General features: G+C 41.8%; 15 protein-coding genes. 7 read left to right on the top strand and 8 right to left on the bottom strand.

The features are described 5' to 3' along the window. On the top strand, positions 1-930 hold the full coding sequence (locus AC1W6K_RS05630) for a homoserine kinase (RefSeq protein WP_481946754.1): 930 nt from the start codon (positions 1-3) through the stop codon (positions 928-930). Here the strand turns inward: AC1W6K_RS05630 and AC1W6K_RS05625 are convergent. Together AC1W6K_RS05625 and rpsU are read right to left on the bottom strand one after the other, a co-directional pair. Continuing rightward, on the bottom strand, positions 927-1,808 hold the full coding sequence (locus tag AC1W6K_RS05625; protein WP_481719850.1) for a tyrosine-type recombinase/integrase: 882 nt from the start codon (positions 1,806-1,808) through the stop codon (positions 927-929). The genes AC1W6K_RS05630 and AC1W6K_RS05625 overlap by 4 nt on opposite strands. A 36-nt stretch (positions 1,809-1,844) precedes the next feature. After that, positions 1,845-2,039: a 30S ribosomal protein S21 gene (rpsU, locus tag AC1W6K_RS05620; RefSeq protein WP_481719848.1), complete on the bottom strand. Its 195-nt coding sequence runs from the start codon at positions 2,037-2,039 to the stop codon at positions 1,845-1,847. A gap of 125 nt (positions 2,040-2,164) precedes the next feature. Between rpsU and metG the strand changes: the two genes are divergently transcribed. Further along, on the top strand, positions 2,165-4,195 hold the full coding sequence (metG, locus tag AC1W6K_RS05615; protein ID WP_481946753.1) for a methionine--tRNA ligase: 2,031 nt from the start codon (positions 2,165-2,167) through the stop codon (positions 4,193-4,195). Positions 4,196-4,413: 218 nt separating this feature from the next. Here the strand turns inward: metG and AC1W6K_RS05610 are convergent, their stop codons facing one another. After that, on the bottom strand, positions 4,414-4,887 hold the full coding sequence (locus AC1W6K_RS05610; protein ID WP_481946752.1) for a hypothetical protein: 474 nt from the start codon (positions 4,885-4,887) through the stop codon (positions 4,414-4,416). Positions 4,888-5,135: 248 nt separating this feature from the next. Beyond that, the gene (gene pth / locus AC1W6K_RS05605; RefSeq protein ID WP_481719842.1) at positions 5,136-5,696 is read right to left on the bottom strand and encodes an aminoacyl-tRNA hydrolase; all 561 of its coding nucleotides are present in this window, start codon (positions 5,694-5,696) and stop codon (positions 5,136-5,138) included. Between the two features lie 85 nt (positions 5,697-5,781). Between pth and AC1W6K_RS05600 the strand changes: the two genes are divergently transcribed. Continuing rightward, positions 5,782-6,528 (top strand): SDR family NAD(P)-dependent oxidoreductase, encoded by a 747-nt coding sequence (locus AC1W6K_RS05600; protein WP_481719840.1) that lies wholly within the window; start codon positions 5,782-5,784, stop codon positions 6,526-6,528. Here the strand turns inward: AC1W6K_RS05600 and rlmB are convergent. Beyond that, on the bottom strand, positions 6,525-7,343 hold the full coding sequence (gene rlmB / locus AC1W6K_RS05595) for a 23S rRNA (guanosine(2251)-2'-O)-methyltransferase RlmB (RefSeq protein ID WP_481719838.1): 819 nt from the start codon (positions 7,341-7,343) through the stop codon (positions 6,525-6,527). The genes AC1W6K_RS05600 and rlmB overlap by 4 nt on opposite strands. A gap of 16 nt (positions 7,344-7,359) precedes the next feature. Beyond that, the gene (locus tag AC1W6K_RS05590) at positions 7,360-7,962 is read right to left on the bottom strand and encodes an alpha-ketoglutarate-dependent dioxygenase AlkB family protein (protein ID WP_481719836.1); all 603 of its coding nucleotides are present in this window, start codon (positions 7,960-7,962) and stop codon (positions 7,360-7,362) included. A 59-nt stretch (positions 7,963-8,021) separates the two neighbouring features. Between AC1W6K_RS05590 and AC1W6K_RS05585 the strand changes: the two genes are divergently transcribed. Together AC1W6K_RS05585 and AC1W6K_RS05580 are read left to right on the top strand one after the other, a co-directional pair. Beyond that, the gene (locus AC1W6K_RS05585) at positions 8,022-8,792 is read left to right on the top strand and encodes a class I SAM-dependent methyltransferase (protein WP_481719834.1); all 771 of its coding nucleotides are present in this window, start codon (positions 8,022-8,024) and stop codon (positions 8,790-8,792) included. Then, positions 8,792-9,430, top strand: a complete 639-nt coding sequence (locus AC1W6K_RS05580) for an O-methyltransferase (protein WP_481719832.1) — start codon at positions 8,792-8,794, stop codon at positions 9,428-9,430. Before AC1W6K_RS05585 ends, AC1W6K_RS05580 begins: the two co-directional genes overlap by 1 nt. Here AC1W6K_RS05580 and AC1W6K_RS05575 read toward each other — a convergent pair. Further along, entirely contained in the window at positions 9,427-10,941 is a 1,515-nt protein-coding gene (locus AC1W6K_RS05575; protein WP_481946751.1) for a LysM peptidoglycan-binding domain-containing protein, read from the bottom strand. The two genes, AC1W6K_RS05580 and AC1W6K_RS05575, sit on opposite strands and share 4 nt — an antisense overlap. A gap of 109 nt (positions 10,942-11,050) precedes the next feature. Between AC1W6K_RS05575 and AC1W6K_RS05570 the strand changes: the two genes are divergently transcribed. Next, the gene (locus tag AC1W6K_RS05570; RefSeq protein ID WP_481719828.1) at positions 11,051-11,623 is read left to right on the top strand and encodes a DUF3109 family protein; all 573 of its coding nucleotides are present in this window, start codon (positions 11,051-11,053) and stop codon (positions 11,621-11,623) included. After that, entirely contained in the window at positions 11,623-11,949 is a 327-nt protein-coding gene (locus AC1W6K_RS05565; protein WP_481719826.1) for an MGMT family protein, read from the top strand. The genes AC1W6K_RS05570 and AC1W6K_RS05565 overlap by 1 nt, the downstream gene beginning before the upstream one ends. Here the strand turns inward: AC1W6K_RS05565 and mtgA are convergent. Next, a complete protein-coding gene (gene mtgA, locus AC1W6K_RS05560; protein ID WP_481946750.1) occupies positions 11,946-12,740 on the bottom strand; it encodes a monofunctional biosynthetic peptidoglycan transglycosylase in 795 nt (264 codons plus the stop codon). The two genes, AC1W6K_RS05565 and mtgA, sit on opposite strands and share 4 nt — an antisense overlap. Between the last annotated feature and the right edge of the window lie 36 nt (positions 12,741-12,776).

Below are 12,776 nucleotides of genomic sequence, written 5' to 3'. Positions count from 1 at the left end.
ATGGAAACTATACGCGTTTATGCCCCGGCAACGGTAGCCAATGTAGCTTGTGGATTTGATATCTTCGGTTTTGCCGTTAATCATCCAGGAGATGAGGTCGTATTGACGAAGTCGGCAATCCCCGGGATTCGCATTAACGAAATTACAGGTGATGATGGCCGACTTCCCAAAGAGGTTTTAAAAAATACGGCTGGAATTGCAATCATGAAGTATTTGGAGTTTATTGGCCAGCCTGATCAAGGGTTTGAATTATCACTTCATAAGGACATGCCATTGGGTTCTGGCTTGGGGTCCTCGGCGGCGTCTGCTGTAGCGGGCGTTTTTGCCGCGAATGAACTAATGGGTAAGCCATTAAGCCAAAAAGAATTGCTTCCATTCGCCATGGAAGGCGAACGCGTGGCGTGTGGTTCCGCGCATGCAGATAATGTAGGTCCCAGTTTATTAGGTGGATTTGTGATTATTCGGAGCTATGATCCGCTAGACATTATTCAAATCCCAACGCCTTCCGATTTATATGCAAGTATCGTGCACCCGCAAATTGAAGTGAATACCAAAGATGCGCGGAGTATTTTGGAACGCGAAATCACGCTACATAAAACCATTACACAGATGGGGAATGTGGCTGGATTAGTGGCTGGTTTGTTGCTGCCTGATTATCAGTTGATCGGTCGGTCTTTAGTCGATGTGATCATCGAACCCGCTCGTGCCATATTAATCCCTCAGTTCAATGTAGTCAAAGCCGCAGCTTTAGAAGCAGGTGCGTTAGGTTGTTCTATATCAGGCTCAGGGCCATCTTTGTTTGCTTTGTCCAAAGGGAAGGAAACGGCGGAGCGCGTAGCGGCAGCTATGGCGGCTGGTTTCCATCAGGTAGGAATTGGTACAGAGGAATATGTGTCAGAAATAAACCAACAAGGCCCCATGATTCGTTAGGCTTTCGGGTGGGCTTGCTTGTAGATCTCTTTTAGTTTTTCCATGGAATTGTGTGTGTATACCTGCGTCGCAGCGAGATTCGCGTGCCCCAGAAGTTCTTTGATTGCGTTTAAATCAGCACCCCGATTTAGCAAATGGGTTGCATAACTATGCCGTAGGATATGTGGCGATAGTTTTTCTGACGTACTAATTTCGCCTAATTGTTTTTTAATTGTTCGTTGAATAAACATTGGGTAGGCCTGCTCTCCTTTATCAGTGAGTATCAAATATTCACTCGAAAAGGTATTCAGTTCGTTGTATTGGCGGATGAAAAGTACGAGCATTTCCGGAATAGGAATGATCCGCTCTTTATTTCGTTTCCCAATAACGCGCAAGGTCTTAGCCGTTAAATTGATTTGATTATTTCTTAGCTCGATTAATTCAGCCAAGCGCATGCCTGTACCATAAAGCAAAAATAGAATGAGCTCGTCACGGGCCTCGGTAAAGGATGAAGCAGGTTCTCGACTTATTTCTAATAGGGGTGCTATTTCCGATTCACGAACGAAATGGGGGAGGCTTTTGCGGGTTTTGACCATGCGAACTGCCGACATAGGATTTTCGTGAATGTCGCCTCTACGTAGCATGAATTTAAACAACGTGCGTAAGGATGCTAATTTTCGATTAATGGATCGATTTTGAATATCGTCCTCTGCCAAAGATGCAAGCCAAGCACGTACGTTTGCAGCACGAACATTAGTCAAGGAAATTTCAGGGTACTCGGACGCCAAAAACGCGCAAAATTGAAGTAAATCAGTGGAATATGCGCTAGTAGTGTGTTTGCTTAGTCGGCGCTCAACGGTCAGATGGACCAAAAAAAAATTGACTACTTCCAGATTCATATCTCGAAAGTAGTCAATTTCTCGGAAATTGGTAAACTAGTTGTTTACGTTACCGTATGTGATTTGCTTGTATGAAGCACGAATCATTTCTTTACGACGAGAAATAGACGGTTTTTCAAAAGCGGATCTTCTACGTAATTCTTTAACTACACCCGTTTTTTCAAACTTTTTCTTGAAGCGCTTAAGTGCTTTATCAATTGACTCGTTCTCTTTGATTGAAATAATTAACATGTATTTTTCTCTTTTGAATTAAATTGTGTGTAAATGTACACTTATAATTTTGAAGATGCAAGTGGTCTTTCTAAATTTTCATTAGGTATTTTTACTTATTTTTACATTTCATTTTACTAGGAATTATGTCGGATTTTGCGCGTACTACGGTCACTGCGGCCTTGATTTATGCCAATGGCCCCATTCATATTGGTCATTTGGCAGGTTGTTATTTGCCTGCAGACATCTATGTTCGGTACTTGCGGTTGAAGAAACAGGATGTCATTTTTGTCTCAGGGACAGATGAGCATGGGGTGCCGATTACGATCAAGGCGCAAAAAGAGGGTAAAACGCCCCAACAAGTTGTTGATTATTTTTACAAGGAAATCAAGGCTTCTTTTGAGGAATTTGGTATTTCATTTGATATTTATGGTCGGACGTCCGATCCGGCACACCATAAAATGTCTCAGGATTTTTTCTTGAAGCTTTACCAAGATGGAAAGTTCATTGAGGAAGTAACAGAGCAGTATTATGATGTGGCGGCGGATCAGTTTTTGGCTGATCGATATATAACGGGAGATTGTCCGAAATGTCACCAACCTGGTGCTTATGGAGATCAATGTGAAAAATGTGGTTCAGCATTGTCGCCCACGGAATTGATTAATCCAAAATCTACGTTGAGTGGTGCTTCGCCGATTTTAAAGGAGACTAAAAACTGGTTTTTGCCTTTAGATCAATGGCAAGGCGAGTTAGAAAAATATGTTAATTCCCATCCCGAGTGGAAATCAAATGTAAGTGGACAGGTAAAATCTTGGTTACAAGATGGCTTGCGTCCACGAGCTATGACGCGCGATTTGAGCTGGGGTGTACCTATTCCTTTGCCGGATACGGAGGGAAAAGTGTTGTATGTTTGGTTTGATGCGCCTATTGGCTATGTGTCGATGACGAGCCAACTGACACCTGATTGGGAGAAGTGGTGGAAAGCCGAGGATAGTAGGATCGTTCATTTCATTGGTAAGGATAACATTGTATTTCATTGTTTGATATTTCCGGCGATGTGCATGGCGCATGGCGGGTATCAATTGGCGGATCAAGTTCCGGCGAATGAGTTTATGAACTTGGAGGGGGATAAGATTTCCACTTCACGCAATTGGGCGGTATGGTTGCACGAATATCTTCGGGAGTTTCCAGGTAAACAAGATGTCTTGCGTTACGCGTTGACGGCATCAAGTCCGGAAACTAAGGATGCTGATTTTACGTGGTCAGACTTTCAAACGAAAAATAATTCAGAGCTAGTTGCCATTTTGGGCAATTTTGTTAATCGCGCTTTTGTGCTGATCGATAAGAATTTTGACGGCATTGTGCCTGAAAAAGTATTAGGAACAGGTTTGGAAGCCGATGTTATTTCAGCTTTAGCTGAGATTCCAGCTAAATTAGATCAGACCTTAGCTACCTATAAATTCCGGGATGCTTTAGTGTATGCGATGGAAATTGCGCGTATAGGCAATAAATACTTAGCCGATGCGGAGCCATGGAAAATCATTAAGGAAGATCGTACCAAAGCCGGGACCGTTTTGAATTATGCGGTACAACTCGTGGCGCATGCCTCCTTAGCGCTTGAGCCGTTTATTCCGTTTACGGCAGCTCGCCTGCGGACAGCCCTTGGGTTAGCAGATGCCGACTGGTCAGCAATCGGAGATTTCGAATTGATTCCTTCGGGTCAAAAACTAGCAAATCCAGGTTTGTTGTTCGAGAAACTAGAGGATGATGTCATTCAAGCACAAGTAGACAAATTAAAAGCAAGCAAAGCACACATGGAATTAGCGAGCAAACAAGTGGCTCCCGTGAAAGAAACGATCGATTTTGACTCATTTGCGAAGATGGATATGCGTATCGGTCAAATCACCGCAGCTGAAAAGGTTGAGAAAAGTAAAAAATTATTAAAGTTGACCGTCAACGATGGCCTCAAAGACCGCACCATTTTAAGTGGAATCGCGGAGTATTTTGAACCGGATGTGATTATTGGTAAGCAAGTGACTTTCTTGGCAAATTTAGCTCCACGTAAAATTATGGGTCAAGAAAGTGAAGGAATGATTTTGATGGCAGAGGATGCTGATGGTAGTTTGGCTTTTGTTACGCCTAGTAAATCGGTATGGAATGGGGCAAATATCAGTTAATCTGTGACTTGCGTAAAATAAAAATAAGGCTAGAAGAAACTTCTGGCCTTATTTGCTTAACCTCTAAACCTATTTAACTATGAAAATTTATACGAATATAGCTGTTTTATTTAAAAAATATGAGTTTAGTGCAAAAAATAAAAAAAAAAGATGTCGTTAAAAACAACATCTTTTTCAAATACCTCTAAACCTATTTAACTATGAAAACTACTTAAAATCTATTTTTGAAACACAACTACTAAATCTTGATTTTGTTCAGAAATAATATTTAAATCTGAATCAATCTTCGGTTCAGCTTCTAAAACAGCCCAAATCGTATTGATTGCCTTGGCTGATTTGTTGATTTCTTTAATCCAATTCGATGTTTTTTCGCTTGTAACTACTTGATTAGCAATCGACCGAATTGTTTCGTTAAACAAAGCTTGTTCAGCTTTAGTTGCTTTTAGGTAGGCCGACTGGTTATTTTGATAATTTTCTAAAATCGAAATCGTCAAGCTAGCTGTTGAGGATGCACTTGCACCTACATAATCTTTTTTTATCAATGTCTGAATTACTTCAGATAATGTTTCTTTTTTGATAGACAACCCTGTTGTCGTAACATCTACATTAGATGTTGTTCCGTTTGCTTTTGCCGCTGTTGCGATTAGGTTTAGTCCCACTAAAACACCAATCATTAAAATTTGCTTCTTCATAAGAATGTTATATTTATTGATTAAATCAACGATACAAAATTATTGTATTTTTTTAATATAACAAAACTTGATTTAGCACAATTTTAGAATTTACAATTGTTTTTTATTCTATTTTTTGACCTTAAACAGAATATTATATATATAATTAAAACAAAAACAAAATAAAATTTGGATTAAGATTGTAAATCATTTGAAAAATTCTAAATTTAAATTTACGTAAGAATTCAAAGATTCTTTAAATAGTACAATCATTGGTTGTATTTGTTCATTGTTTGTTGGATGCCTTCCAAGCAAAAACAATCAATGATCTCATTCGATCTGATCAATATGAACGGAATAAGGTCAATTTCATCTGAATTAAAGTTGCTTAATACGAAATCTGCTTGTCGGCCTTTCGCAAAATCTGACCCAATTCCCATCCGCAAACGCCCATATTCTTGTGTTTGCAATACTTCTTCGATACTCTTTAAACCATTATGCCCTCCACTCGATCCCTTAGGCTTTAAGCGCAGTGTCTCCAAAGGCAATGCGATGTCATCTGTTAAGATGAGCAAACGCTCTTTTTCAATTTTAAGTTGTTGGCACCAGTAATTCACCGCTTTCCCACTCAAGTTCATAAAGGTACTTGGTTTCAGTAAGTAAATGGTATGCCCTTTTAACTTATAAAATGCTATTGCCCCTAATCGGTCTTGCTTGAAGTTGACTTCCTTTGTTTTGGCTAAATAATCGACCGCCATAAATCCGATGTTATGTCGTGTGAATAGGTATTCGGGTCCGATGTTGCCTAGGCCAACGATCAAAAAGTTCATGAGAGGAATAAATTATGTCACAAATTACGTTCAAATTTTTTAGATCACCTCGAAGCATGTACCTTCGGGATAAAAAATTATGCTTATGAATAAGATTGCATGCATTACAGGTGCTAGTTCAGGAATAGGTTTGGCTACGGCTCATGCGCTGGCCAATGAAGGTTATCGATTAATCCTTTGTGGACGAAGAATTGATTCCTTGCTTCAGTTGCAAGCTGATTTACCTGTTGAATCCTATGTGCTCACGTTTGATGTTAGCGTATTGGCTGAAGTTGAGGCCGCTTTTACATCGTTACCGGAAGCATGGAAGTCGATTGATGTTTTGTTAAATAATGCAGGAAATGCACATGGATTAGGTCCCATTCAATCGGGAGATGTGGCCGATTGGGACGCCATGATGCACATGAATGTAGATGGCCTTTTATATGTTTCGCGCGCAGTAATTCCGCAGATGATTGAACGGAAAACAGGGCATATTCTTAATATTTCATCGATTGCTGGCAAACAAGTTTATCCAAATGGGAATGTTTATTGTGCTTCGAAGGCCGCTGTCGAAGCACTTTCGCAAGGCATGCGCCAGGATTTAAATGTGCATGGGATTAAAGTATCAAACATTGCACCAGGTGCGGTGAATACCGGATTTTCTCAGGTACGATTTAAGGGTGATCAAGCCAAAGCTGACGCTGTTTATGCCGGATTTGAGCCTTTAGTGGCAAAAGATGTCGCTGATTTGATACGCTATATGGTCATGGCACCCGCACATGTAAATATTGCGGATGTGACTATTTTGCCAACTGCCCAAGCGTCGGCGACGCAAATAAATCGCGTTTAAAGATTTCTTTGACGAACGGTTTCGTAAATGATGACTCCAGCGGCAACGGATACGTTCAGTGATCCAACTTGTCCACTTTGGGGAATAACCGCCAAATCATCTGATTTACGGATGATTTCATCTGAGATTCCATCTTCCTCCGAACCTAGTACAATAGCGGTGGGGCCAGTGTAGTCAACGCCATACATGGAACTTTCACCCTTTTCAGTACACGCTACTACGCGCAATCCAGAATTTTGTAGAAAATTTACCGTTTGCAACAAGCTGTCTTCTCGGCAAACTGGAATAAAGTTTAAGGCTCCCGAAGAGGTTTTCATCGCATCCGCATTGATTTGAGCTGCACCTTTGGAAGGAATCACAATCGCATGAACACCAGCACATTCAGCTGTACGTGCAATAGCTCCAAAATTTCGAACATCCGTAATGCGGTCAAGAATCAAAACTAATGGGATTTGACCTTTTTCAAAGGTGTCTGCAATAACATTTTCCAATTTCGCATAATGAATAGCCGAAACGAAGGCAATGGCTCCTTGGTGATTTTTACGCGTAATGCGATTTAATTTTTCTACCGGTACTTTTTGTACTTGAATACCTTTTTCATGCGCCAAATCAAGGATTTCAGTATTTCCTAATTCGCGTTGTACAATCAAGCGATCAATTTCTTTTCCCGAACGTAAGGTTTCTAAAACAGATTGAATACCAAAGACAATCTCTTTATTCTCCGTTTTGGGAGTTGTAAAATGTCTAAATGGTTTTCGGAATGGGGGTCTTGATTCGTTTTCTTCTGACACGGTATTGGCTGAAATGTGACGCAAAGGTCGGCATTTTTTTTCAAACCATTTGTCTGAAGGTCAAATTTACCCGTGGAGCCTGAATTTTTAGCGCCTTGGGCAAGGCATGAAGCCAATGCTGTTGGGTATCATTTTCCATGGATAACAAACTTCCAGGAAGTAACTGAATGCGAACTTTTTGACCTGTTTTTCGATGTTTGAAATCGAAGTTCCGGGTCGCACCTAGGCTGATCGAAGCGATGCACGAATTGGGGACAATGCTCTTTTCGTCATCCGCATGCCAGCCCATGCCATCCGCACCATCGTGGTAGTAATTCAACAAACAACCGTTAAATGTGACGTTTAACTGCTTTTCTACACGGTTTTTGAGTTCGAGTAGCTCCGGCGTCCAGGGATTGACAAATTTGGCAGAGCCGGAATAGGTATAGCGACGCTGCCCATCTGCAAACCAGGCCATTTTTCTCCGCATCGGTATCGTTTTACCAAAAATATGAACCACATCAGACTCCCAAGGGATCGTTTCTTCCAACACGCGTTGAAATTGGTTTGCCTCCGAAATAGATAAAAAGCTGGGATAGTAGTATACCGCTCCGTCGTGGGGGAGGAAATTTTGGGATTCCGATGAAGCGAAAAGCGAAAGCATGTTCCAAATTACCTAATCTTAGGTAAAAACTTTACCTTTGTGCTCAAATTTAGCATGCTATGTATAAAACGACTGAAATTGCCTCCTCTGATATTCCTTCAGATAACCCTGTTCACCAGCGCTTATTGTTTCCTTATATACATGTCAGCCAATTGGTTTCAGGAAATGTGTTGGAAATTGGTTGTGGGACAGGTCGGGGTGTAGGCGTGCTGGCTGATAAAGTTTCTGCTTATACGGGTGTCGACAAAAACACGGAGTTAATGAATTCGCTTTCGGCGCAATATCCGAATTTTACGTTCATCGATATGTTCTTGCCACCTTTGCAAGATTTGCCTTCCAATCACTTTGATTACGTGATCACATTTCAGGTAATCGAGCACATTGAAAATGATGATTTCTTTCTTGCCGAAGCTGCGCGAGTTTTAAAGCCAGGAGGTAAATTATACCTGACCACAGTTAATCGCCTATTTTCATTGACACGTAATCCATGGCATACGCGGGAATATGTATCGGCTGAGTTAAGTGGTTTAATGTCCAAGCATTTCAGTCAAGTAGTTACGGAAGGGGTACATGGCAACGAAAAAGTGATGCATTACTACGAGGAGAATAAGAAATCAGTGGCTAAAATCACGCGTTTCGATGTATTCAACTTGCAATATAATTTACCACGTACGTGGCTTCAGGTTCCGTACGATATAGCGAATCGCTTGAGTCGGCTTGCGATTTCAAAATCAAGTAATCAATTAGTCAATTCCATTCAAGTGGATGATTATTACTTGAGTGACAAACCTGCCGATTCTCTAGATTTCTTTTTCACGGGTATCAAATAATGGAATTCATCGATTCTGCCATTGAGGAATATGCACGCGTCTTTTCAGGCGAGCCATCCGCTTTACTGCAGGAGTTAGACCGCGAAACCCATGCGATGATCTTACAGCCGCGTATGCTCTCCGGGCACTTACAAGGCCGGTTTTTATCGTTTTTCGCGAAGGTTTGTCGGCCTACCACCATCCTCGAAATAGGCACTTTTACTGGTTATTCGGCTTTATGTTTAGCGGAAGGATTGTTGCCAGGGGGTCGGCTGATTACCATCGACATCAACGAAGAATTAGAAACGTTTACCCGCTCATTCTTTGATCGCTCGGACTACAAGGAGCAAATTGATTACCGGATTGCAGATGCCAAAGATGAGTTAATGAAGATCGGCGGGCCGTTTGATATGGTGTTTATTGATGCCGACAAGCGTAATTATGCCCTTTATTATGATTTGATTATTGACAAAATGAGCCCTGGCGGGATTATTTTAGTGGATAATGTGCTGTGGAGTGGCAAGATAGTAGATGAAAATGCACGCGATAAGTCGACACAAGCGCTCAAGGATTTTAATCAAAAATGCTTGGATGATCCGCGCGTCGACAAGATGTTACTGCCTTTACGGGACGGATTGTATATGCTGCGCGTGAGTTAAGGTTTTACCTTGATTTTTTGTCCTACTTGAATGGTAGGCACCTTTCCCAAATTATTCCAACGAATTAAATCATCTACACTAACTTGGTAGATTTTCGAAATACGAAATAGTGTTTCACCTGCTTTCACTTCGTGAAATGCTACTTGTGTGTTGATTTTTTCAGGGACAACTTCAGGAGTTTTCTCGACAACTTGTGTTTGCTCAATGATTTTTTCAGCCTCTTTTTTGTCTGATCTAATGACGATTTCGCGGGAATCGGCGGGATCAATGTAGAATGATTTTTTAGGCTCGATGGTTTCGATTTTCCGTGCTTCCTCTACGACAACGACCGCTTGTGCTTGTGCGACTGTTTTTTCCGCAGCAGGTGCATTTTTATTTTTTTCGTCTAATTTCTGCGCAATAATTTCCAGCATCGGAATGCGGCGATTGACTTTAATTTTTTGGCCAATCTGAATGACTGATGATTGGTCGATGCCGTTCAGCTTGAGTAACTCGCCCAACTTCATCTCATATTTCGTCGCAATTGAGCTTAAATTATCACCTGTGGTGACCACGTGATTTCGTACCTCAAATTGATCACTCAAAATTTGATTGTTCTTTGATTTTGTGATTTTCGATCGGCTTGGGGCATATAATTTTGTGGAATCTACCGAAGCGGTCAGCACTAAATCCTGCGGCGGTGTCTCCGACAGGTAGGTTTTCAGATTGGACGGATGATACAACGTATAGGCTTTATCGTCTGGTACAAAATCTTTCAATATCCACGCATTGTAACGCTTGAGATCATCGTAACTCACCTTTAGCTCATCTGATAAATCATATAGATTTTTTCCGCGTGTATTCGTATATGTCACTAAACTCGTCGTGTCTGTCTTAGGTAACGTGCTTAATTGTTCGGCCCAAAAGTGTTTGTAGGCTAGGAATCGGATAACATACCAGTCGGTGGACGAGTCAACTTCTATTTCCGTTTTATCTGCCCAATTTACTGTGTATGGTAGTTTTTTGATGGTGCCTAGACCCACGCGGTAGGAGAGTAAGGTGCTCATCCAGTTGTGTAATACGCCATTATTGCGGTTGAAATAATTTACGGCCCCACGGGTCGCTTCGAGGATGTGGCGGCGCTCATCTATTTCGTGGTTAACTTTTAGGCCTACATCCTTCGCAGTTTCTAATTTAAATTGCCAATATCCCACGGCTGCTGAAGTAGAAACGGCATTTGGGTTTAAGGCACTTTCTTGGACACACAAAAATTTGAAATCATCTGGAACATTTCCCTGCGCTAAGATTGGCTCGATCACAGGAAAGTATAAACGCATTTTTTCAACCAAAGTGGCTACATATTTCTTGTTGGCCCCAAGCATGGCAAATTCTTTGTCAAAAATTGGTTTGGCCGAGGAATGAATTGCGACCCGCACATTTCCGATCGAAATGGTATCAGGAACGATGTTTGAAGCAAACATCGGGGTTGTGATGCTGCACGCTAGCCAACAGACAAAGTGCTTAAAATTCATAGGTGCAAATTTATCAATTTTAACTGATTTAACGGATGCTTTGGGGAATTATTGCTTTTTGTGGCAATCCTGCGGATTATCTTTACCTTTGGTTTTTAGCCCAAACGATATGATTTTAATTGACGATACGGTAATTAGCGAGGATATTGCCGACGAGTATTTTGTGTGTGATTTAACAAAATGTAAGGGTGCATGCTGCGTAGAAGGGGATTTGGGCGCGCCTTTGGAGCAAGAAGAATTAGCGATCATCGATCGCATTCAAGATGAAATTCGGCCATTTTTGTCGGCAGACGGGATCGCCGAAATCGAAAAACAAGGCACCTACATTCGGGAAGAGGAGGGTGATTTTTCTACGCCAATTATCAAAGGTCGTGAATGTGTGTATGCCGTTTATGACCAAAAGGGTTATTTGAAATGTGGCATCGAGCAAGCTTATTTTGCTGGTAAAACTGATTTTCGCAAGCCAATTTCCTGCCATTTATATCCGATTCGAATCCAAAAATTAGCTGAATATCAAGCGATTAATTATGAGCGATGGACAATTTGTTCGGATGCATGCTCGCATGGAAAAGAGTTGGGCGTACCTGTGTATAAATTCTTAAAGGATCCGTTGATTCGTAAATTCGGTACCAAATGGTATGCGGAGTTGGAGCGTGAAATAGACGAGCGTAAATTGGATTAATGGATAAAATCAATGCCTTTGATGCGATTTATCAGGTGGTTCGCGAGATCCCATCGGGTCGCGTAACATCCTATGGCGCGATTGCGGCATATTTAGGTATGAAAGGTGGAGCTCGCATGGTGGGGTGGGCCATGAATGCGTCGCATACGCTATCCGATATTCCTGCGCATCGGGTGGTTAACCGAAATGGTGTGTTAACGGGTAAGAATTTTTTTGGAGGGAATCGGATGGAAATACTCTTGGCCGAAGAAGGAATTCGCGTTCAAGATGATCAAATCACCAACTTCAAGCAACATTTTTGGGATCCCTCGGCCGAATTAGCCTAGTCGATGCTGCGAAGGAATTTCTTCCCACCTAACCCTTTCATTTGTCTTTTTATCGCCTGGGTGCGTTTATTCACATAGCCAGATGGAGCGGCGACTGAAAACCGGATTGGGTTGGGTAAGCAGGCTGCAATTCTTGCCGCTTCGGTCGTACTTAATTCTTCGGCTGAATGGCCATAGTATTTCCGACTAGCTGCTTCAACGCCAAAAGTCATTTTCCCTGTTTCCGCTATATTTAAGTATACTTCGATGATGCGTTTTTTGCCCCAGATTAGTTCGATCATCAATGTAAAATAGGCTTCCAGACCTTTACGCAGATAACTTCTGCCTTGCCAAAGGAATACGTTTTTGGCGACTTGTTGGGATATCGTACTCGCACCCTTAATTCGCTTTCCCTTTAAATTATTGTTGACCGCTCCCCACATCGCATCAAAATCAAATCCATGGTGATCCGGAAATAATTGATCTTCCGAAGCAATCACAGCCAATGCGGCATTTCTGTCCAATTGTTCATAGGGAGTCCACTGGCTCGAAATTTTGGAAGGTTCACCGGCTTGGATGGCATCAATTTTTCGTGCCGCCATGGTCGGGGTGAAGTAGACAGGAACAAATTTGAAGAGGACAACAGCCACAATCGTAGAGATCCACAGGTACAAAAAGTAGCGTCCTATGCGTCCCAGTACCCGTTTAAATGTCCAGCCCGCTTTCGGTGAATCGCTTGATTTCATGCGACTGAACTTAGAACCACGCGTGCTGGTTCGGGGGGTATTGGATAGATCTACGCGTTTAGCCATGGACAAAGGATTGGGTGTGCGAAATTACGAAAGAAA

The organism is Aquirufa sp. (assembly GCF_964796385.1).
This window is presented reverse-complemented; position numbering and strand designations above follow the sequence as displayed.